General features: G+C 47.4%; 19 protein-coding genes and 8 tRNA genes. All 27 read left to right on the top strand.

Going from position 1 to position 22,260, the window contains the following annotated elements; translation table 11 throughout:
- Nucleotides 1-67 precede the first annotated feature (67 nt).
- Nucleotides 68-159 (top strand) — tRNA-Ser (locus Q0V21_RS25455).
- Between the two features lie 46 nt (nt 160-205).
- A tRNA-Met gene (locus Q0V21_RS25450) sits at nt 206-282 on the top strand.
- A 9-nt stretch (nt 283-291) separates the two neighbouring features.
- Nucleotides 292-367 (top strand) — tRNA-Val (locus Q0V21_RS25445).
- A 5-nt stretch (nt 368-372) separates the two neighbouring features.
- Nucleotides 373-448: transfer RNA gene (locus Q0V21_RS25440), tRNA-Thr, on the top strand.
- Between the two features lie 9 nt (nt 449-457).
- Nucleotides 458-535, top strand: a tRNA-Asp gene (locus Q0V21_RS25435).
- A gap of 20 nt (nt 536-555) precedes the next feature.
- Nucleotides 556-631, top strand: a tRNA-Phe gene (locus Q0V21_RS25430).
- A gap of 9 nt (nt 632-640) precedes the next feature.
- Nucleotides 641-726: transfer RNA gene (locus tag Q0V21_RS25425), tRNA-Tyr, on the top strand.
- 7 nt (nt 727-733) lie between these two features.
- Nucleotides 734-806: transfer RNA gene (locus Q0V21_RS25420), tRNA-Lys, on the top strand.
- Between the two features lie 162 nt (nt 807-968).
- On the top strand, nt 969-2,162 hold the full coding sequence (locus tag Q0V21_RS25415; RefSeq protein WP_301881170.1) for a PucR family transcriptional regulator: 1,194 nt from the start codon (nt 969-971) through the stop codon (nt 2,160-2,162).
- A gap of 103 nt (nt 2,163-2,265) precedes the next feature.
- Nucleotides 2,266-3,390, top strand: a complete 1,125-nt coding sequence (locus Q0V21_RS25410) for an ABC transporter ATP-binding protein (RefSeq protein ID WP_301881169.1) — start codon at nt 2,266-2,268, stop codon at nt 3,388-3,390.
- 263 nt (nt 3,391-3,653) lie between these two features.
- Nucleotides 3,654-4,592 (top strand): HPr(Ser) kinase/phosphatase, encoded by a 939-nt coding sequence (hprK, locus tag Q0V21_RS25405; protein ID WP_301881166.1) that lies wholly within the window; start codon nt 3,654-3,656, stop codon nt 4,590-4,592.
- 125 nt (nt 4,593-4,717) lie between these two features.
- Complete coding sequence (gene lgt / locus Q0V21_RS25400) at nt 4,718-5,755, top strand: prolipoprotein diacylglyceryl transferase (protein WP_301881165.1); 1,038 nt, start codon at nt 4,718-4,720, stop codon at nt 5,753-5,755.
- Nucleotides 5,756-5,761: 6 nt separating this feature from the next.
- Nucleotides 5,762-6,412, top strand: a complete 651-nt coding sequence (gene ppaX, locus Q0V21_RS25395) for a pyrophosphatase PpaX (RefSeq protein ID WP_079350116.1) — start codon at nt 5,762-5,764, stop codon at nt 6,410-6,412.
- Nucleotides 6,409-6,951, top strand: coding sequence for an acyltransferase (locus Q0V21_RS25390; protein WP_024634108.1), 543 nt, complete (start codon nt 6,409-6,411; stop codon nt 6,949-6,951). The genes ppaX and Q0V21_RS25390 overlap by 4 nt, the downstream gene beginning before the upstream one ends.
- A 539-nt stretch (nt 6,952-7,490) precedes the next feature.
- Nucleotides 7,491-8,702 (top strand): ATP phosphoribosyltransferase regulatory subunit, encoded by a 1,212-nt coding sequence (locus tag Q0V21_RS25385; protein ID WP_024634109.1) that lies wholly within the window; start codon nt 7,491-7,493, stop codon nt 8,700-8,702.
- 1 nt (nt 8,703) lies between these two features.
- Nucleotides 8,704-9,363 carry an ATP phosphoribosyltransferase gene (gene hisG, locus Q0V21_RS25380; RefSeq protein ID WP_024634110.1) on the top strand — a complete coding sequence of 220 codons (660 nt, stop codon included), beginning with the start codon at nt 8,704-8,706 and terminating at the stop codon, nt 9,361-9,363.
- A gap of 162 nt (nt 9,364-9,525) precedes the next feature.
- Nucleotides 9,526-10,830, top strand: coding sequence for a histidinol dehydrogenase (gene hisD / locus Q0V21_RS25375; protein WP_301881162.1), 1,305 nt, complete (start codon nt 9,526-9,528; stop codon nt 10,828-10,830).
- Nucleotides 10,823-11,452, top strand: coding sequence for an imidazoleglycerol-phosphate dehydratase HisB (hisB, locus tag Q0V21_RS25370; RefSeq protein WP_094939832.1), 630 nt, complete (start codon nt 10,823-10,825; stop codon nt 11,450-11,452). Before hisD ends, hisB begins: the two co-directional genes overlap by 8 nt.
- Nucleotides 11,453-11,455: 3 nt before the next feature.
- Entirely contained in the window at nt 11,456-12,076 is a 621-nt protein-coding gene (hisH, locus tag Q0V21_RS25365; RefSeq protein WP_301881158.1) for an imidazole glycerol phosphate synthase subunit HisH, read from the top strand.
- Nucleotides 12,077-12,373: 297 nt separating this feature from the next.
- The gene (gene hisA, locus Q0V21_RS25360) at nt 12,374-13,108 is read left to right on the top strand and encodes a 1-(5-phosphoribosyl)-5-[(5-phosphoribosylamino)methylideneamino]imidazole-4-carboxamide isomerase (protein WP_024634114.1); all 735 of its coding nucleotides are present in this window, start codon (nt 12,374-12,376) and stop codon (nt 13,106-13,108) included.
- Between the two features lie 231 nt (nt 13,109-13,339).
- Nucleotides 13,340-14,101 (top strand): imidazole glycerol phosphate synthase subunit HisF, encoded by a 762-nt coding sequence (gene hisF, locus Q0V21_RS25355; RefSeq protein WP_079344982.1) that lies wholly within the window; start codon nt 13,340-13,342, stop codon nt 14,099-14,101.
- Nucleotides 14,094-14,822: a bifunctional phosphoribosyl-AMP cyclohydrolase/phosphoribosyl-ATP diphosphatase HisIE gene (gene hisIE / locus Q0V21_RS25350; protein WP_079344980.1), complete on the top strand. Its 729-nt coding sequence runs from the start codon at nt 14,094-14,096 to the stop codon at nt 14,820-14,822. Before hisF ends, hisIE begins: the two co-directional genes overlap by 8 nt.
- Before the next feature lie 11 nt (nt 14,823-14,833).
- Nucleotides 14,834-15,658 carry a histidinol-phosphatase HisJ gene (gene hisJ, locus Q0V21_RS25345; protein ID WP_301881157.1) on the top strand — a complete coding sequence of 275 codons (825 nt, stop codon included), beginning with the start codon at nt 14,834-14,836 and terminating at the stop codon, nt 15,656-15,658.
- A 79-nt stretch (nt 15,659-15,737) separates the two neighbouring features.
- On the top strand, nt 15,738-16,685 hold the full coding sequence (locus Q0V21_RS25340) for a ribose-phosphate diphosphokinase (RefSeq protein ID WP_024634118.1): 948 nt from the start codon (nt 15,738-15,740) through the stop codon (nt 16,683-16,685).
- A 298-nt stretch (nt 16,686-16,983) separates the two neighbouring features.
- Nucleotides 16,984-19,236: a helix-turn-helix domain-containing protein gene (locus tag Q0V21_RS25335; protein ID WP_301881155.1), complete on the top strand. Its 2,253-nt coding sequence runs from the start codon at nt 16,984-16,986 to the stop codon at nt 19,234-19,236.
- A gap of 331 nt (nt 19,237-19,567) precedes the next feature.
- Nucleotides 19,568-21,157, top strand: a complete 1,590-nt coding sequence (locus tag Q0V21_RS25330; RefSeq protein WP_301881154.1) for an extracellular solute-binding protein — start codon at nt 19,568-19,570, stop codon at nt 21,155-21,157.
- A 138-nt stretch (nt 21,158-21,295) separates the two neighbouring features.
- A complete protein-coding gene (locus Q0V21_RS25325) occupies nt 21,296-22,195 on the top strand; it encodes an ABC transporter permease (protein WP_301881153.1) in 900 nt (299 codons plus the stop codon).
- Nucleotides 22,196-22,260 lie beyond the last annotated feature (65 nt).

The following is a 22,260-nucleotide window of genomic DNA, read 5'->3' as shown; positions in this document are numbered from 1 at the left end:
CAAATTTCGTTTCGGATCTAGTTTTCAGGGAGCAATCCTTGTGAGTATTGTTCTTGATTGTCTATTTGGAGAGATACCCAAGTGGCTATAAGGGGACCCTCTGCTAAGGGGTTAGACTGCGTAAGCGGTGCGAGGGTTCGAATCCCTCTCTCTCCGCCATCTTTACCTTAAGATGGACAAGCAATTAGGATTTGGTTTTTAATATGGCGGTGTAGCTCAGCTGGCTAGAGCGTACGGTTCATACCCGTGAGGTCGGGGGTTCGATCCCCTCCGCCGCTACCATATTACCCAGGAGGCTTAGCTCAGCTGGGAGAGCATCTGCCTTACAAGCAGAGGGTCGGGGGTTCGATCCCCTCAGCCTCCACCATATACGCCGGTGTAGCTCAACTGGTAGAGCAACTGACTTGTAATCAGTAGGTTGGGGGTTCAAGTCCTCTCGCCGGCACCATTAATGCCTGGAACCGTGGTGTAGTTGGCCTAACATGCCTGCCTGTCACGCAGGAGATCGCGGGTTCGAATCCCGTCGGTTCCGCCATTAATCCCAAAATTGAATAAGGCTCGGTAGCTCAGTCGGTAGAGCAGAGGACTGAAAATCCTCGTGTCGGCGGTTCGATTCCGTCCCGAGCCACCATGTAATCCTGGAGGATTAGCGAAGTGGCCAAACGCATCAGACTGTAAATCTGCTCCCGTACGGGTTCGGTGGTTCGAATCCATCATCCTCCACCAGTTTTACGAGTCATTAGCTCAGTTGGTAGAGCACCTGACTTTTAATCAGGGTGTCGAAGGTTCGAGCCCTTCATGACTCATCTTTTGAAAAAGAGTGATTGATCATTAATTTGATTAGTCACTCTTTTTTGTTATGGATAATTTGATTGTTCATGTGGAAACTCATATGTGGACCGATAAAGGCGATGCTGTCCAAGATATGATAAAATAATAGAAAAAAGCAGAGTGGTGGCGTTCATTATATGAAGCTCATACCTGATCTAAAACAACAAATCCAAGCAATCATAGGTACTACATTGGACGAATCTGTGTTAACTATAGAAGAATGGAATCAGTTCACAATAAACTCAGTTGGTCTGGAAGCTAAACAAATGACCCTGAGTGGGACAGAAGGGACCGACGATCTTACACCTCAAGATGAAAGCTCAAATGATCTGGTTACAGATGTACGAAGTTGGACTGCAGAGGAACATGTTTATTTCAAAGTCGGTATGAATGAGCAAGAAGGCAATGTCTTGTGTTGGAGATGTTCTGCAAACTCTGTTACGTTTGAAGTACGGCGATTAATTGAGCTGCTCATTAGCAATCATAATCGATTACTGGATGAAGAACAGCCTGTGATTTATGAAAATGATAGAGAGCAACAGCTTGCTGAATTGGGTCATTGGCTTCGACAGCAGATTGAGCACCCAGCTCAGCAGGAGGCTATCCCGGATTATTTTTCGCTGGCTGGAGAATTGAAAGCAGAGAAAATCCCATTTTTGCTGCAATGTGAGACACCTGATGCTCATCGCATTCGTTCCAAGGAACTGAATAAACTGCTCGAAAGTTATTTTGGTGAAGAAATTATACTGATTCCTGTAGGTGCGCAGGAGTGGGTCTTTCTGGGTGATGAACAGATCGTTACAGGTGAAGCCGAAGAGGATACCGCTGAAGCCAGAAAGGATTTGCTGAATGCCTTTTGTCAGGGGCTATATGAGTTGGTAGCCAGTGAATGGGCAGGTGTATTTCATTTGTCTGCTTCCTTACCATGTATCCCTACAAGGCAACTATCTTCTGTCACGGCGCTCCTTCAAGAAAGTGTTCACTTGGGCCGGGCCTTCCATGTTGCACAGCACATTCATCTTCCTTGGGATTTACACCTCGAACGTTTGGTAGACAGCATTCCTGTGCAACAACGTCTTCGTTTTATACAGGAAACGGGAAAGGGCACTGTGTTGTTTAGTGATAGTGAGACACTGGCTACGCTCGAAACCTTTTTCAATCTGGATTGTAATGTCAGCGAGACGGCAAAGCGCCTCTTCATTCATCGAAATACCTTGGTATATCGCCTTGATAAGATCAAACAGGAGATTGGATATGATGTCAGAAACTTCGAAAGTGCTGTTCTGGTGCGGCTTTTACTGCTTATGTACAAAGTGACGAAAAAGCTTTGATATTTTTGTGCAGTTTGCGAATAGTCAAACATCATGCAAATGGGTTAATATAAAACTACAAAATGTATTCGATTACAAAATGATCTCTGAGGAGGCAACAATCATGGCTGGTGTACGTTTAGAGCATATTTTCAAAAAATACCCGGGTTCTGATAAAGCAACAGTAGTTGATATTAACCTGGACATTAAAGATAAAGAATTTCTGGTACTGGTAGGTCCGTCCGGTTGTGGTAAATCAACAACACTGCGTATGATCGCAGGCCTTGAGGAAATTTCTGAAGGTAAACTCTATATCGGCGACCGTGTCGTGAATGATGTTGCTCCTAAAGACCGCGATATCGCGATGGTATTCCAATCCTATGCCTTGTATCCGCATATGAGCGTATACCAAAACATGGCGTTTGGTTTGAAATTGCGTAAAGTGAAAAAAGATGAGATCGACAAACGTGTACGTGAAGCAGCTAGAATCCTGGATATCGAGCATTTGCTTGAGCGTAAACCTAAGGCTTTGTCCGGTGGTCAACGTCAGCGTGTCGCTCTGGGACGTGCGATCGTCCGTGATCCACAAGTGTTCTTGATGGATGAGCCTCTCTCCAACTTGGATGCCAAACTGCGTGGTCAAATGCGTGCTGAGATCACTAAACTTGCGAAACGTTTGGAAACAACCGTTATCTACGTAACGCATGACCAAATCGAAGCAATGACAATGGGTGATCGGATCGTTGTTATGAAGGATGGTATCATCCAACAAGCAGCTTCTCCGGAAGAGCTTTACAACCACCCGGCGAACCTGTTCGTAGCTGGATTCATCGGTTCCCCGACAATGAACTTTATCTCGGGTAAACTGGCTGAGCAAGGTGCTAGCCTGCATTTCATAGCTCCTGGTGTGGACGTTGAAATCCCACAAGGTAAAGCACAAGTGCTGAAATCAAGAGGATACATTGGCAAAGAAGTGATTCTGGGTGTTCGTCCAGAAGACATTCACGAAGAGCCGGTATTCCTGGAAGCATCCCCGAACTCTGTATTCTCTACACACGTAGACGTAACAGAGAACCTGGGTCACGAAATGCTCCTCTACTTGAGCGGTGTAGGTAATGATACTACAATCGCACGTGTAGACGGACGTTCCAACACTCGTGATGGTTCCACAGTTAAAATGGCAATTGACATGAACAAAGTTCATATCTTTGACAAAGAGACTGAAGCAAACGTTCTTCTTCAAGACTAATAGCACTGAGATTCATCGGTAACGATGAAATCTGTCAGTTAACGCAATCATACATTGTAATCTGAGCCCCTTCCGTTATTGCTGGAAGGGGCTTTTTTGACTCATCGGTGAGTGAAGCCAAGATTGCATTCATCCCGGAATTCATTTAAGATTATTTGAAGGTTAGATGCTGTAACAAACAACATGAATGCGCTATTAATGCAATGGAATGACGCTAATGCTGATGTACATAGAGGGCAGCGAATGCTGAAAGGAAGAGACAAATGGCGAAAAAAGTGAAAGTATCTGAATTGGTACAACAGTTCCAGTTGGAGGTTGTTTCTGGATCTCACGGACTGAAGAGAGTCATTACAGTAGACGATTTGAACCGTCCTGGCCTGGAAATGGCCGGTTATTTTGAATATCATCCACAAGAACGGGTACAGCTGCTTGGTAGAACAGAGCTGGCCTTTTTTGCAATGCTGCCAGAAGATGAGCGCCGTGATCGGATGCAGCGTCTCTGTACGGAAGAAACGCCGTGTATCGTAGTAACCCGTGGACTTGAAGTGCCACAGGAGCTTATTGAGATCAGTGAAGAACAGAACCTGGCTGTGCTGCGCAGTAACATGGCTACAACGATTCTGTCCAGCCGGATTACCGGATTCCTGGAGAAAAAGCTGGCGCCTACAGCAACAATTCATGGTGTACTCTGTGATGTGTATGGCGTAGGGATGTTAATCACCGGAAGCAGTGGTATTGGTAAAAGTGAAACGGCACTGGAACTGGTGAAACGTGGTCACCGATTGATTGCCGATGATGCGGTAGAAATTCGTCAGACATCAGACTTCCAGCTTCACGGAACTGCACCGGAGTTGATCCGTCATTTGCTTGAAATCCGTGGCGTCGGCATCATCAACGTAATGACATTGTTCGGTGCGGGTGCGGTCCGCAATAATAAACGGATTACATTGGTAGTCCGTCTGGAAGCTTGGCAGCAAGATAAGCAGTATGATCGTCTTGGTCTGGATGAAGAGACGACACGTATTATTGATACGGATGTACCGCTTGTAACGATCCCTGTTCGTCCGGGACGGAACTTGGCTGTTATTATTGAAGTAGCAGGAATGAACTATCGCTTGAAGCAGATGGGTCTGAATGCTGCACTGCAATTTACGAACAAGCTGACAGCAACGATCTCTGAAGATATGGAAGACATGGACTAAGAAGAGAAGGATCTATTATATGCTAAAAGACCAATTGTTGATGTGATGTACTCTGTATAGAGTGTTGAAGACATGCAGCAATTGGTCATGCGTATGAATGAGTCAATTTATAGGAGTGTGAATGAATGGATACATTATTACTGTTGAACCCGATCGCGTTCTCCATCGGAGCGTTAAAGGTTCACTGGTACGGGCTTATTCTCGGTACAGCGGCACTCGTAGGTTTGCTGCTTGTGATCCGGGAAGGCAAACGGTATAACATTCCGCAGGAAGTGTTCATGGACATGGTTCTGCTTGGTGTGCCTTCTGCTATTATCGGTGCCCGCATATACTACGTGGCATTTCGGTGGGACGATTATAAGGATAATTTCTGGGATGTCTTTAAAATATGGAATGGTGGTATCGCCATATACGGCGCACTGATTGGTGCGATCATATGTGCAGTCATTTTCTTCCGTCGTAAAGGGTATAATTTTTGGCGCATGGCCGACATCTGTGCACCTGGACTGATTGTTGGACAAATGATCGGACGCTGGGGTAACTTTGTAAACCAAGAGGCCTATGGCGGTCCTGTAGAAGAATCATTTTTGAGAGACAAGCTTCATTTGCCAGACTTTATTGTAAATCAGATGAACGTGGAAGGTGTATTCCACCATCCTGCGTTTTTGTACGAATCAATGTGGAGTCTTGTTGGTTTGGTCATCTTACTAGTGCTTCGTCGTCAGAAGTTTCTGCGTGCTGGTGAGCTGTTTATGTCCTATTTTATCTGGTACTCGATTGGTCGTTTCTTTATCGAAGCGCTGCGTACCGACAGTCTGGGATTCCAGGCTCCGCAATGGGTTGCCTCCATGGTTAATGGGTTATGGTCCCCGATGACAGCTATGGGCTTCGAGCAAGGATATCTTGATCCAGCTTACGGTAATGTAAGAATTTCGCAGCTGCTGGCTATTGGCATCATTGTTGTTGCAATTGTCTTCATCGTTGTGAGAAGAATGACAGGCAAGGCAGATGTGCGGTATAGCGATCCGATTGTATCTTCCAAGGTTCCTTCAGAATCAGCGGATGATATAGTGCATACAGGCCCGGTTGCAGGCAAAGAGGACACGGTAACTCCAGTCTCGACCAAAGAGGATCTGAAGCAAGCTGAAGAGAAAAAGGAGTAATGCAGCATGATTGACACGGTTTTGTTTGATCTGGATGGAACGATTATCGACACGAATGAGCTAATTATCAACTCTTTCCTTCACGTAATGGAGGATCTGCAGGTGTCCACGCCGTGGACGCGGGAACAGATCATTCCTCATATGGGAGGTACACTGGAGAATCAGATGCGTACATTCTCTGGGAAAGAGGATGTTGCCGAGTATGTAAAAGGATATCGAGCGTACAATGATGTACATCACGATGCGATGGTGCAACCATTTCCACACGTCATTGAGGTCGTTGAAGCTCTTCATAAGGCAGGAATTGTGATGGGTGTGGTCACAACGAAGATTCGTCCATCTTCACTAAAGGTGCTGGAGCGTTTCGACCTGTTGAAATATATGAAATCGATTGTGACGGTTACCGATGTAACCCATCCCAAGCCGCATGCTGAACCCGTCCTAAAAGCAATCGAGGAGTTGGGTGCAGATCCTTCCAAAACATTGATGGTGGGTGACAGTCCGGTCGATATTCAATCGGCACAGAATGCGGGCGCACTTTCGGCAGGCGTAGCCTGGTCGCTTAAGGGAGAAGCCGTATTGAGCGAATATAAACCGGATTACATTTTGCACGACATGAAGGACTTGCTTACGCTGATTGAAACGGAACGTTCATGAGAAAAGTAACCCGCTATCCCGTAGAAGGCCATAACGCACTTTGGCATATCTACAAGACCGTGAGTCCGTGGAAAGGCGTGCGCAATTTTATCTGGATTCAGTTGTCACGGTACTGCCCGATTCTATCGGTCAAGAACTGGATCTATCGTCGCATGCTCGGCATGAAGGTGGGTAAACATACGGCATTTGGACTGATGGTCATGGTCGATGTGTTCTTCCCGGAGAAAATTACGGTGGGCGAAAATTCTGTAATTGGTTACAACACCACGATCCTTGCTCACGAGTATCTCATTAAGGAGTACAGACTCGGTGAGGTGATTATCGGGGAAAATGTGCTGATCGGTGCAAATTCAACTATTCTGCCAGGTGTGACCATTGGGGACGGTGCGGTTGTAGCTGCAGGAGCAGTGGTTCATAAGGATGTAGCTCCGGGGGCTTTTGTTGGAGGGAATCCACTTCGTGATCTGTCTCGCTCGAATGCTTCAATGGAGGAGATCGTCTTAAAGGCTGATGAACCTGTTCCTGGAAATTTGGAGTAAGAAGACGCGTCATAAGAAATCAAGAACAGGTGGAAACAAAGGAATACAGGAAAAATGTAAGGATATACGAAAAGGGATTTAAGAAATATCTGAAAAGATGGTTAACGAATATACGGAAATTAACCTGTATTGGTTCAGTCAGGGGAAGATAAAAGTTGAACTGACTGGAATATGGAAGCTGCTGATGGCAGCTTTTTTCGTATACAAATAATTAGACTGTTCTTGAGCAATGTGATCACAAATGGAGGATGCGTTAACAAGTGAACCAAAGGTGCCGTCTTGTTGACGATGGATGGTCATTCATGTTATCATATCCCATATCCTTTAGTTTGTTAGCACTTTACCATGTTAAAGAATCGGGATGAAAGTTAAGTATAGGTAAGCATAATTAAACATTTACGAAACATGTTTTGAAGGCTGTCTGGCAGCAACCATAAGAAATCAGGTTACAAGATAGAATGAGGATTTACACTACATAAATCCTGTTGAAATAGAACGTCTACCAATCTTAAATTACTGACTCGGGGTGAATAATACCAATGTCCAAACCAAAAGGCTTTGAGAAACCGACAGGTTTCCGTGACTATACACCACATGTGGTGACCAAGCTGCGAACAATTGAGCGAAATGTACTGGAATGCATGGAACGCTGGGGTTACCGTCAAATCATTACACCAACGATTGAATACTACGATACCGTAGGTGTAGCGAGCTCCACATCGGATCGCAAGTTGTTTAAATTATTGAACAGTCGCGGGACTACATTGGTGCTAAGATCGGATCTGACAGCGCCAATTGCACGAGTGGTTTCTTCTTTGTTAAAGGATGAAGAGCTTCCGCTGCGTCTGTCCTATCATGCGAATGTGTTTCGTTCTATAGAAGAGGAAGCGGGACGTGAGGCGGAATTTTTCCAAACGGGTGTAGAGCTTGTTGGTGATGATTCGCCTGAGGCAGATGCAGAAGTTGTAGCACTTGCAATTGCTTCTTTGCAGGCAGCGGGTGTTTCTTCCTTTAAAATTGCGATGGGTCATATGGGATTTCTGAACGGGTTACTGGAAGAAGTCATTCCAGGGCAAACGGTACAACAGGAGCAGTTGAAAGAAGGATTGCTGGGACGCGATTATGTCGGCTATCGCCAATCCATTGAAGCATTGAATCTGGAACCGAAACTGAAGGAGCAGCTTGAAGCCATTTTGCGTCTGCGTGGCGGTAAAGAAGTATGTACACACGCAGCAGAGCTGAGTTCAAGTACTGAAGCAGCAAAATCGATTGCACATTTATGTGCGGTATTTGAAGTGTTGGAAGCGTACGGTGTTTCCGAACATGTGTTGATTGATCTAACGATGATTGGTGATTTCTCGTATTATACGGGCATGACGTTTGAAGGGTATGCGGGCGAACTCGGATCCCCGGTATGCAGCGGCGGACGATATGACAATCTGTTACAGCAGTTTGGCCGTTCACTTCCAGCTACAGGGTTTGCGCTCAAAACGAACCGGATTATCGATGGTGTTCATGGAATTACAATGGAAGAGAAGAAGCCTGTACTTATTCAATATAACTCGGAACGCCGGGCTGAGGCTCTAACGGAGGCGGCGCGACTACGCAGTATCGGTCAGAATGTAGTAACGCAACTTCTTCCTAGAGATGGAACAGAGGCAAGTACGAATACTGGTGCTCTAACAGGCAACAAGTCAATCCAGGCTGAGCAGGTTATCACATACGGATCTGAAAATGGAGGGGGACGCTGAGATGTCGGATATTTTGAAGGTTGCCATGCCGAAGGGCCGAATCTATAAGAAAGCCTCCAAATTGTTCCGTGAGGCCGGGCTTGATATTCCCGTTGATGTAGATGATACACGCAAACTGGTGATTGAAGTGCCGGAAGCGGGGATGGAGTTCATCATGGCGAAACCTGTGGACGTGCCTACCTATGTGGAATATGGAGTAGCGGACATTGGTATTGTTGGCAAGGACGTTCTGCTTGAGGAAAATCGGGACGTGTACGAATTGTTGAACCTGGGAATCGCGCAGTGCCGTATGTCTGTTATTGGACTACCCGACTGGACGCCTGGCATTCAGCAGCGGGTGGCAACAAAATATCCGAGAATCGCTTCCCAATATTTTCGTGAACAGGGACAGCAAGTAGAGGTCATCAAACTGAATGGTTCCATCGAACTGGCGCCCTTGATTGGTCTGGCTGACCGGATTGTCGATCTGGTAGAGACCGGACAGACGTTGCGGGAGAACGGACTCGTTGAGATGACAGGCATCCTGGATATCACGAGCCGCCTTATCGCGAATCGGGTAAGCTATCGGATGAAGAACGCACGGATTCAGGCATTATGCGATGCTCTCCAACAGGTCATTCCAGCATCGAATGAATTGTCGGCGGGTATAGTTCGGGGTTAAACATAGATAAGCAAGGAATGTAAGGTTTTAATGAACGGGAAATATAGAAACGGAAATAACCAAAGAATGAAACGATAGAAGCAAGTGATGACAAACAACAGGAACGAATCTGCACATACATGACAGGGATTACGTTATACAGGGGATAAGGAGGTTGTACGCATGAAAATTATACCTGCACGGGAATTTGATCTGAAGCGGGAAGTGGAGTACGGTACACCGGAGCAAAATGAAACGGTACGGCGCATTGTCGGCGACATTCGCCGGGAAGGAGATGCGGCATTGCTGCGTTACACAGAGCAGCTGGACCGCACGAAGCTGACGGCCGCAGAGCTGCGCGTGCCGCAGGAAGAGCTGCAGGCGGCTTATGCAGCCGTAGAGCCTTCCTTCGTGACGGCGATTCGGCAAGCCGCCGCTAACATTCGTGCTTTTCATGAGAAGCAGAAGCGGAACTCATGGATGGATTGGCAACCGGACGGCAGTCTGCTGGGCCAGGTGATCCGACCGCTGAAGCGGGTCGGTGTCTATGTACCTGGCGGCAAAGCAGCATATCCGTCGTCGGTGCTGATGAATGTAATTCCGGCACAGGTGGCTGGCGTGCCGGAGATTGTTCTGGTGACGCCGCCGTCAACGAACGGCGGCGAAGGCATTAACCCGTACATTCTCGTGGCTGCTGCTGAAGCAGGCGTGAGCGAGATGTACCGGGTTGGCGGCGCTCAGGCGATCGCCGCCCTCGCTTACGGCACGGAGAGTATTGCTCCGGTCGACAAGATCTGTGGACCGGGCAATATTTACGTGGCGCTCGCGAAGCGCGAGGTATACGGCGCGGTCGATATCGACAGTATCGCCGGGCCGAGTGAGATTGTGGTGCTCGCCGATGATACGGCGAATCCGGTGTATGTCGCCGCCGACCTATTGTCGCAGGCGGAACATGACGAGATGGCATCGGCCATTCTCGTCACGACCTCGGCCGTGCTGGCGGAAGCCGTGCAGGCCGAAGTGCGGCAGCAGCTGGAAGTGCTGCCGCGGCGCGATATCGCTGCTGCTTCCGTGGAGCAGTATGGCGCGATTATTGTGGTCGATTCCATTGATGAGGGAATCGATGTGGTGAACCGGCTCGCACCGGAGCATCTGGAGATCATGGTGCAGGAGCCGATGGCTTACGCAGGCCAGATCGAGAATGCCGGAGCGATTTTCCTCGGCCCGTATAGCTCGGAGCCGGTAGGGGATTATTTTGCGGGACCGAATCATATTATTCCGACCAATGGAACAGCCCGATTCAGTTCACCTGTGGACGTGGATGATTTTATCAAAAAATCGAGTTTGATCTATTACAGCAAGGAAGCGTTGCTCCAAAACGGAGCGGCTATTATAGAGCTGGCCCGGCATGAAGGGCTCGAAGGACACGCCCGTGCGATTGCTGTACGGTTAGAACAGGAAGGAAAGGCGGAATCGGATAATGGATAAGCAGAATAATGGTTTGGACCTTCAGAACAAGGGGGCTGTACGCCAGGCAGAGGTAGACCGCAAGACAAATGAAACGAACATTCAGCTTGCTTTTGCCGTAGATGGAACGGGGCAATCCGAGATTGAAACAGACGTACCTTTCCTGAATCATATGCTGGACCTGTTCACGAAGCATGGACAATTCGACCTGAACGTACAGGCGCGCGGAGATGTTGATATTGATGACCATCACACGGTGGAGGATATCGGGATCTGTCTGGGGCAGACACTTCGTGAAGCGTTGGGTGATAAGCGCGGCATCAAACGTTATGCCAGTGTATTTGTGCCGATGGATGAGGCTCTCGCTCAGGTTGTGATTGATGTGAGCAACCGACCTCACTTCGAGTACCGTGCAGAGTACCCATCCCAGCAAGTGGGCAGCTTTTCGACCGAACTGGTGCATGAGTTTCTGTGGAAATTAGCGCTGGAAGCTCGGATTACATTGCACGTTATTGTGCACTACGGGCAAAATACACATCACATGATCGAAGCGATCTTCAAAGCACTGGGTCGTGCACTGGATGAGGCGACAACAATTGATCCACGTGTAACGGGTGTGCCTTCCACGAAGGGAGTGCTGTAGACGATGGCGATTGCAATTGTCGATTACGGTATGGGGAACCTGCACAGCGTCGGCAAAGCGGTCGAACGTCTTGGCTACGAAGCGCTGGTCACAGGTGATCGGGATGCTATTCTTGGTGCAGATGGTGTGATTCTGCCAGGTGTAGGTGCGTTTGGCGATGCCATGGTGCACTTGCGGGAAAGTGGTTTGGACGCTGTGGTGAAGGAAGCTGCAGCTGGACCCAAACCGCTGCTCGGGATCTGTCTGGGCATGCAGTTGTTGTTCAGCTCAAGTGAGGAGCATGGTGAGCATGAGGGACTTAACATTTTGCCGGGTCAAGTGGTGAGATTCGCACCGGGAGAATTAAAGGTTCCACATATGGGCTGGAATCGATTGGAGTTCCTGCATCCGGAAAATCCATTATTCGCGGGGCTTGAGGCAGGTCATGTCTACTTTGTCCATTCATACCATGCACGTATGGAAGTAGAGAGCGATCTATTGGCTGTAACGGATTACGGACATCCGGTTACGGCGATTGTTGGCAGAGGCTCCAATTTCGGCATGCAGTTCCACCCGGAGAAGAGCGGAGAGCTGGGGATGAAGTTGCTTGGAAACTTCCTGGCATTGACTGGATCGAAGGGGTAATCATAATTTGGAATCATATGATTTTTTAATTTCATCCTTAATACGTAGCTAAACTTATATAAAATCTAATCTATATAAATTGAACTAAACATTTACACGATAACGGAGAGGACAGAAATAACCTGAAGAAGCGGAGCGTTCGCCTTTATCCACGGATTTTCCCCTTTAAATAAGGGATTCAAAAAAATCTGGGGATAACAGCGATCGGAAGGTTGTTCTGTCATCGGAGTGGCAAGTGTAAATATTCTTTAGTTTCAATTTATAGAGACAAATTTGAATATATTCAGGAGGCCTTGTATGTCATCTTTTATCATATATCCGGCAATTGATATCCGGGACGGCAAATGTGTAAGACTGGTGCAGGGAGATTACAATCAGGAGACGGTATATAACGATGACCCGGTTCAAGTTGCTCTTTCCTGGGAGAAGCAAGGTGGTACATACGTTCATCTGGTGGATCTGGACGGTGCAAAAGCAGGACATCCAGTGAATGATGAACTGATTGGACGCATTGCTTCGGCCGTGAACGTACCTGTACAGGTAGGTGGAGGTCTTCGTACAGTAGCTGATGTGGAGCGTTTGCTCGGTCTTGGCGTGAGTCGCCTTATAATCGGAACAGCGGCTATCGAGGATCGCGCTTTTACTGAAGAAGTACTGGGACGATATGGAGACAAAGTAGCGATTGGTATCGATGCACGTAATGGGTATGTGGCAACACGCGGCTGGCTTGAGACATCGGAAGTTCAGGCTGAGGTGCTGGCGAAGGAACTGGCGGCATTCGGTGCGGAAACCTTTATCTTCACGGACATCTCCCGTGATGGCATGATGCAGGGTCCTAACGTGGAAGCGATTGTGTCTCTTGCGAAGGCGAGTGGTCGTACGGTGATTGCTTCCGGGGGAGTTAGTGTCATGGATGATCTGCTTCGTTTAAGCAAACATGCGGAAGATGGTGTCGGAGGAGCAATCGTGGGCAAAGCGCTGTATACGGGCAGCATCGATCTGTCCGAAGCGGTTCGTGCGGTTAATAAATAATAGCGATACTATATAGGCTCAAATAAACATTTGCACGATAACGGAGAGGACAGAAATAACCTGAAGAAGTGAAACGTTCGCCTTTATCCCCGGATTTTCCCTTTAAAAAAGGATCAAAAAATCTGGGGATAACAGCGATCGTAAGGTTGTTCTGTCATCGGAGTGGCTAGTGTGAATATTCTAAGTTGAACTTATACAGGTATGCGATCATCAGGAGAGAGGAAGAGGATTATGCTGGCAAAAAGAATCATTCCTTGTCTGGACGTGAAGGACGGCCGGGTCGTCAAAGGCGTTAACTTCGTCAATCTCCGCGATGCGGGTGATCCGGTAGAGCTGGCGGCGCTGTATGACCGCGAGGGCGCGGATGAACTGGTATTTCTCGATATCTCCGCTTCGGTGGAAGGCCGCGAGACGATGGAAGAAGTAGTGCGGCAGACCGCAGGCGAGATCGCTATTCCTTTTACCGTGGGTGGAGGCATTTCCAAGGTGGAAGACATGAAGCGCATTCTACGTGCAGGAGCGGATAAAATTGCTGTAAATACGGCAGCCGTTCTTAATCCTCAGCTGATTGCGGATGGGGCGCGCCGCTTTGGTTCCCAGTGCATCGTCGTAGCAATAGACGCCAAGTATAATGAGGCTTGGGGCGAGTGGGAGGTTTATACGCATGGTGGACGGAAACCTTCAGGGATCAAGGCGCTGGAATGGGTTAAGCAGGCGGAGACATTAGGTGCTGGAGAAATTTTGCTGACAAGCATGGACGCGGATGGAACGAAGGACGGATTCGATCTGAAGCTGACCGCAGCGGTATCTGAATCGGTACGTATTCCGGTGATTGCTTCGGGCGGTGCGGGCAAGGAATCTCATTTCTATGATGTGTTCACAACAGGTAAAGCGGATGCAGGTCTGGCGGCAACGATATTCCATTATAAAGAAATCGCCGTTCCGGCGTTAAAACAACATTTGAGAGAGCAAGGGGTGGAGATCCGTGACTAACGTAAGCAATGAGATCAAGGAGCAATTATCCTTGGAGCAGGTTGTGGAGCACATTCGTTGGAGCGACGGATTGGTACCTGCCATTGTGCAGGATGCTGAGACGCGTCAAGTTCTGATGATGGCTTATATGAATCGGGAATCCTTGAAATTATCGCTGGAATCCGGTGAAACGTGGTTCTGGTCGCGTTCGCGTCAAGAGCTATGGCACAAGGGCGCAACTTCAGGCAATGTACAGACGATTACTTCATTGAAATACGATTGTGATGGTGACACCTTGCTCGTTGAGGTAAAGCCAAATGGGCCTGCTTGCCACACCGGAGCAGTAACGTGTTTCCATAATGAAATCGTGGGCTTGCCAGAGCAACCCGGAGACAAGGCTTCAAGTGAATCGGGTGCAACGACTGCAAGTTCCAGCTCAGAAGGTCGTTTCGAAGTACTGGCTGAACTGGAATCCGTAATTGCAGAGCGTGAACGCGAGCGTCCGGAAGGCGCATATACGACGTACCTGTTTGATAAGGGCGTGGATAAAATTTTGAAAAAAATCGGTGAAGAAGCGTCCGAGACGATCATCGCCGCCAAAAATAAAGACAATGACGAGCTTCGCCTTGAGGTCAGTGACCTGATGTATCACTTGCTCGTACTGTTGCAAGAGCGCAAGCTGCCGCTGGATGACATCATGTCAGAGCTGAGCCGTCGCCACGAGCGGCCTCGCCGCGATTAGGAGGCGAACCTGTGCGCATAGATTATCATACACACCATGAGCGGTGTGGTCATGCTGTTGGCAAGCTGGAGGCTTATGTGCAGCGTGGGGTGGAAATTGGCCTATCTCAGATTGGGCTGTCGGATCACATGCCATTGCTGCATGTAGATCCCGCTCAATATTATCCCGAGATGGCCATGGCTATGGACGAGCTGCCGCGTTATGTGGAGGAGTGTTTTTCTCTGAAAGAGCGGTACCGTGGTCAGATTGATGTGCGTGTCGGCCTCGAAGGCGACTATATTGAAGGCTGGGAGACAGAAATTCAGGCCATTATCGAGCGGTACCCTTGGGACTATGTGATTGGATCGGTTCACTTTCTCGGGGAATGGGATATTACGGATTTTCGCCAGACCCATCATTGGGAAGGCAAAGACGTACTGGAAGTTTACCGTCAGTACTATGATGCCGTGAGCAAAGCGGCAGCTACAGGAATGTACGATATTATGGGCCATGCGGATGTCATCAAGCGCTTTGGCTTCGCTCCGGCACCAGAGCAGACGGAAGAGCGGGTAGCTTTGGAAAATGCAGCGCTGCAAGGCATTGCAAAGAGTGGCTGCGCTATGGAGCTCAATGCATCAGGATTATCGAAGCCATGTGCAGAGATGTTCCCCGGTCGCCGGATGCTAACTAAGGCTATTCAATTGGGGATTCCGCTCACGCTTGGCTCCGATGCACATGATCCGTTGAAGCTTGGCGATTACCTGCCTGAAGCCGAGGCGCTCCTGCGCGAGCTGGGCTGTACGGAGGTAGCTGTTTTTGAAGGTCGTCAGCGCTCGTTCCTTTCTTTAAATGTATAGAGCAGTGGAGTATAATGAGGGTAGGAAATAACCTTTTAGATAAGGATTATATAGGGACTTCAACCCTCGGGAGGGCATTATGCAGCATTCGTTACGTATTTTTTCCGGTTCATCGAACCCTAAGCTGGCAGAACAGGTATGCGACAAGCTGGGCGTACAACTAGGCAAGATCAAACTGTCCCGGTTCAAGAGCGGAGAAATATACGTTCACTACGAAGAGACGATCCGCAACTGTGATGTGTTTCTGATTCAATCATTATCTCATCCGATTAATGAGTTGTTCGTTGAATTGCTCGTCATGATTGATGCAGCCAAAAGGGCTTCTGCCCGTACGGTAAATATTATTGTTCCCTACTACGGATATGCCCGTCAGGAACGTAAGTCTGCTCCGCGTGAGCCGATCTCGGCCAAGATGGTTGCAGATGTGTTAACTACCGCCGGAGCCAACCGGGTAGTAACCATTGATCTGCATGCAGCAGCAATTCAGGGATTCTTTAATATTCCAGTGGACCATATGACATCCTTGGATCTCATTAGTGATTATTTGTTGAGTAAAGGCATTGAAAATCCGGTGGTTGTCTCCCCTGATGCGGGACGAGCATCGATGGCGGAGAAACTGGCGAATCGTCTGGATTCCCCTTTTGCCATTATGATCAAGAAGCGGCCAAGCCATAACGAATCAATCATTACACACGTCATTGGGGATGTGGAGGGTCGAACTCCGATTATTATTGAGGATTTGATTGATACCGGAACGACAATTCTCAATGTTGTTGAAGGGTTGAAGGAGCGTGGCTCCAAAAACGTATATGTATGCGCAACACATGGTCTGTTCTCGGATGGGGCGCTAAGTAAGCTCAATCATCCCTCTATAGCCGAGGTGGTGGTTACAGACTCCATCGCACTGCCTGATGATCATCCCGAATGCTTCAAAGTGTTACCTGTAGCTCCAATGCTTGCTCGTGCTATTCGCATCATTGTGGATGGTGGGTCTATGGCTACGCTGTTCAAAGATTCAGGGATTTAACTATGCAGCACAGACATGTGCGAATCCAGGTTTACTGTACCGTGTTGGAGTAGTTTGCTGCTCAGCACGGTTTTTGTTTTTTTATGATCATGGATGAGGATAAGGATTCCGATGTGATAAGAGAGCGTAGACAATCGATTCCTGCTTTGCTGCCTGAAGGCTTGTGCTATAATAACTTAAAATTAGTTCTATGGCTGCGTGCTGTTAGGGTGATTCAATCCCAGAGATGTGACGGATGTAATGAACAGTAGAACCACGGCAATATACACCGGTGTCGTGGAGTGAGGAGTGGGGTCTATTGTCCCGGACTTGGTATTATCGGCTACTATTTTCTTATTTTCCTATTTTCTTTCTTACCATGACCGTACTCATTTTTATCGCTTTTGTTTTCATTAATGACATCTCCAGGGAAGAAACAAGGAAAGCAGATCGCATCTCCTCCAGTTATTTGGCGGACAGTCTGGACCGGACGCTCCGGGATATTGAGCTTTCGTTGATGGAAGCGGTGCAGAGTGAACAGGCCTACAAGTACTATTTTAATAGCCAGAATCAGGTGGGCAAAGAGACCGTGTATAGCATTGCACAGAGTTTACGTGAGCTGACGAGCTCCAACCCTTGGATTCAATCGATATATTTATATGATAAGAAAAATGAAAGCGTTTTAACGTCAAGCGGGTCCAAGGATATAGACAGCTTTTCAGACAAGGCATGGATCAACCAACTTGAGTCCGGTTCTCTTGCTTCAGGCTGGCAGCCTGTCAGGGAATACGATGCGGGGGTTAATCAGCGTACGCCTATTCGAGTGTTGACGGTAGATAAAGACATGCCCCTGCCATTTGGTTCGGATGGGGTGCTTGTCATTAATATCAAGATGAGCAGTATTGAGCAGAGTATTGACAGTATGGTCAATGGACAGCTTTCCTTCATGAGCATTCTTGACAGTAACGGTCAGGTTGTATACGATGCGCATTCAGATCGTGAAGGTGCCGTAGAAGGACAAGAGCTGAACACCCTTTCGCTGGAAAGGTTGGGGTGGACGATCTCCAGTGGAATCAAGAAAGGAAACCTGTATGGCTGGGTCTCGGTCGTTTCCTATGTGTGGGTGGCCATTGCGGTTGTAACAGTCATCTGCGCTATTATCTATATCATCTATATCACACGTCGTAATTATAAGCCTATTCAGATCATTATGAACCGGATTGAGGCGCATCAGATTCGGGTGCTGGAACAATCCGGCTCTCGTACCGATGAGATGAAATTGATTGATGGCGTGTTGGAAAACCTGATCAACCATATGATGGATTCGGACAAAAAGAGCAGGGAAAACGTGTTACTGCAACGCAGCAAACTTTTTAACGATCTGCTGAATGGAGAAAATCTGGATCATGCGGTAGAACGATTGAAGGATCTTTCCCCGTTAACGGGTATGGATACTTCGTCATGCTTCGCTGTTGTGGTTGGCGAAATCAACCGTTATGAGAAGGGCTTCCAGGAACAGTTCACGAGAGGTGAGCAGAATACGCTTAAATTTGCGCTAATGAACGTTCTGCAAGAGCTCTCACGCAATGCAGATATGCAATGCTGGACGGAATGGGTGAGCTCTGATCAGATTGCGATCCTTTTCCTGTCCACAGACAGCAGTGTGGATATGACAGAGCAGATTCGCCTGGTTGCAGAGGAATGCCGATCTTGGGTTGAGCAGAATCTGCGTATATCCTTGAGTTTCGGTATCGGACCGATTGCAGAGGGCATCAAGGCCATTCGTGAATCATACGTGGCGGCTGAGACTGTGATGCACCGCAGATTACTGAGAGACGGGGATGTGGCACTGGCCGGGTATGGAGAAACTCAGCAGCAGCTGCTGGATACCTATACTTATTTGCAGATGATTGCTGATTTTGTTAAACGGTTTCGGATGTCGAGCAGTCAGTGGCGTGATCAGCTGGAGGAGATTTTCACGGCATTTGAACGTGATAAGCTGCCGGATGATGAGATTCACTCCTTGATTCAGGCGATGCTGCAGATGCTCAGCCGTGAAGTAGCGGTCATGTCTGAACAGCTGCAGGAGAAATTATCGGAGGAAAACATTAACAAGTGGTTAATGCTGATGAAAGAAGCGGAGACACTTGAAGGTGTTAAGGACATTCTTTTTGATGACCTCACGGATCTGTTCAGAACTTATGTGTCGGTAACTGAAACCAAGAGCTACAAAGCGATGGTCAATGAAATGAGAAACTATATTGAAGAACAGTTTGCGAATCCAGATCTTTCGCTGAAACATCTGAGTGATCGATTCCAGATTACCGGCAAACATGCGAGTTATTTGTTCAAGACAGAGTTCAATATGAAGTTTGTAGACTTCCTTACAGAATTGCGGATGAAGGAAACGGAGCGGCTGCTCAAGAATACGGATCTTTCGTTACAGGACATCGCCCAGAAGGTGGGCTACGCCAATGGGATTACTTTGGGACGAGTATTTAAACGGGTTGCGGGTATTACACCAGGTGACTATCGCCGTTTGAAACGTGAACATCACGAATCCGAGTCGTAAACCATAGGCTCATGCTGCGAATTAAATCTCTAAGCACGGGTGGACTTCATGCAGGTGTATCTCTCAAGAGGCGCCATGCAGAAGTTCGCCTTTTTGCTGCTGGTGTAAGCCTGGAATCCGACCGGAGCCTGCGTTTATGCAAGAAGCCCCTGATTTACTCCTGTTTGTGGCCCCTTTACGAAAATCGTCAGTCTGCGAAAATCGTCGCTAGGGATAAACCATTATCCATATGTAAGCGTTTCCGAAACAGGTTTATTGCCAGCGTACGGAAAGATGTGGAATACTCTGGGCAAGCTTTAAACATTCACGCAAAGCCAAAGGGGATGACAAAATGACAGGAAAAGCAACCAAAGGCAATCTTAAGAAATGGATGGGATTGGCACTTACGATGGTAATGGGAGTATCTCTACTTGCTGGATGCTCATCTGCATCAGATCAAGAGACAGCAGAGGGCAGCGCATCGGGCAAGGGTGAGCGCGTTACCTTAAAAGTCGAGGTTTTTGATCGTGGTAACAGCCCTTCACCGTATACGATTACCAACAACTATATGACTAAATGGATCCAGGAACAGTTTGGTGATCCAAATAACATTGATGTGCAATTCGTACCGGTTCAGCGTTCGGAGGAAACGACGAAGCTCAATGTGTTAATGGCTAGCGCCAGTGACGTTCCGGATATTGTATTTGTATATGACTCGAGTGTGTTCTATCGCTATGCCCAGCAGGGGGGACTTACCGACGTAGGTGAGCTTATTAATGAGCATGCACCTAATCTAAAAGAATATTTGGGTGAAGACTTGTTGAAGTTTGGTCAGCTTGAAGGTCAGCAATTCGCCATTCCGGGTAAACGTGCCATTACTGCCCGTTATAATTCTTATATCCGCCAGGATTGGCTCGACAAAGTTGGAATGAAGGCTCCAACGACAACGGATGAGCTCTACGAGACGCTAAAAGCATTTAAAGAGAAAGATCCGGGTAATCTGGGAAGCAAAAACATCCCAATGGGTATGGCACTTGCGCCAGCTCAGTATGAGACACTGATTTATTCGTTTATCAAGCCGATTCAGGATGGACTGACGTACAGTCAACGATACGAACTACCGTTGCATGAAGGCTTTAAGGACGCGATGCAGTTCCTTAACAAATTGTACAATGAAGGTCTGATCAGCAAAGATTTCAGTCTCGATGAAGAGAAAACTCAATTGGTTAAGGACTTCCAAAATGGCAACATCGGTTACATGTCGGAAGATGTAGGTCAGATTCTGTACGCAGACGGTATGCTGGATAATTTGTACAAAAACGTGCCGGGTAGCAAAGTCGCAGCAATCGACGCTTATACAAACGCCAATGTTGACAATAAATATATCAAATCACGTTACGGCAGCAACGGAATGTATATCATGATTCCAAAGAGCAGCAAACGAGCTGTAGAAGCAGTGAAATATTTGGATTGGATGGCTTCTGGAAATAATCTGCTTGATATGTACAGCGGCGTCGAAGGTGAAAATTACGAGATGGTCGATGGAATTCCAGTTGTCAAAAATGACGCAACACAGGAAATGAAGGATCGCATCTACAATTCCGGTGACATGGCTATTATCGCCAATGGCAAAGTGATCGGAGACCAGGAAGTAAATGAAGCAGCATGGATCGCGGGCTTCCCGGAGAATAATCAGGAATTAATGAGACAATCCATTAACATTGCCAACACCGACACCATCGGTCCGATCGTTTTTAGCAAACCAATTGCAGCGGAATCCAAATATGGGACGGCGCTGAATGATAAGCTAAAAGTGCTTATCGTAAAAACAGCGATGGCTAAGCCTGCAGAATTTGAAGCTGTTTATGAAAAGGAAATGACTGATTTCATGTCGCTCGGTGGCACAGAATTGAAGAAAGAGCTTGAAGAAGCACTTCAGTAAGTAATCGTTACTCAATAAATAATCCTTACACATCATGGCTCCAAATAAGATACGCATGTTACCGCATAACTTTGGAAGGGACGTGTGCCGCTGATTTGTGCGGCACAGCCGTTTCTTTGTTGATAGGAGGAAACCGACTTGACGATCACATACTTGAAAAGGTATTGGCAATTGTATGCACTGATCTCACTGCCGCTGATCTACTTTTTGATCTTTCGCTACGGACCGATGTATGGTGTTCAGATCGCCTTTAAAGACTTCAACCTGTTTCAGGGCATTAACGGTAGTGAGTGGATCGGTTTCGATGCTTTCCGTGAGGTATTTGGGATGCGTGTTTTCTACACCACACTACGCAATACCTTTATGCTGAATTTTCTTGATCTGATTGTTTCATTCCCTGCACCTATTATATTGGCAATCATGCTCTATGAAGTTCGATTTAAATGGTTTAAAAAAATATCACAGACGATTCTGTACATTCCTCACTTTATTTCATGGGTGATCATCGGGGGGATTGTATACCAATTGTTTGGTAATCAATCGGGTATGGTTAACGGTGTGCTGGAGAGCATGGGGTTAAATTCAATACCATTTTTGACAGAGAAGAACCCCTGGCTTGTGACGTACCTGTTCACAGGTGTCTGGCAAAGTGCAGGATGGGGAACCATTCTATATCTGGCCGCATTAACCGGCGTGAACAAGGAATTGTTTGAAGCGGCTGAGATTGATGGAGCATCACGGCTGAAGAGAATCTGGCATATTACGTTGCCGAGCATCAAACCAACCATCGTGACCTTGCTTATTCTCAATCTTGGACATATGGTCAGTATCGGTTTTGATCGGCCTTATATTATCGGTAACACGGCTGTGCGTGAATATTCCGATGTACTCAGTACCTTTGTATACAGAGTTGGTCTTGAATCAGGACAATACACACTGGCAACCGTCGTTGGTTTGTTCCAGGCCGTTGTGGGACTTATCTTTGTACTTGGCTCCAACTATATTTCAAAAAAAGCAACCGGTGAAGGTATTTTGTAGGTTATTAAAGAATGAAAGATACGCCAATCGGCTTGTTTGTATAGACCATCAGTAAAGGAGCTGTG

It is taken from the genome of Paenibacillus sp. 11B (genome assembly GCF_030487755.1).
Classification (GTDB): domain Bacteria; phylum Bacillota; class Bacilli; order Paenibacillales; family Paenibacillaceae; genus Paenibacillus; species Paenibacillus vandeheii.
Note: the sequence above shows the minus strand (reverse complement) of the source record. Positions and strands in the feature narration are given on the sequence as shown.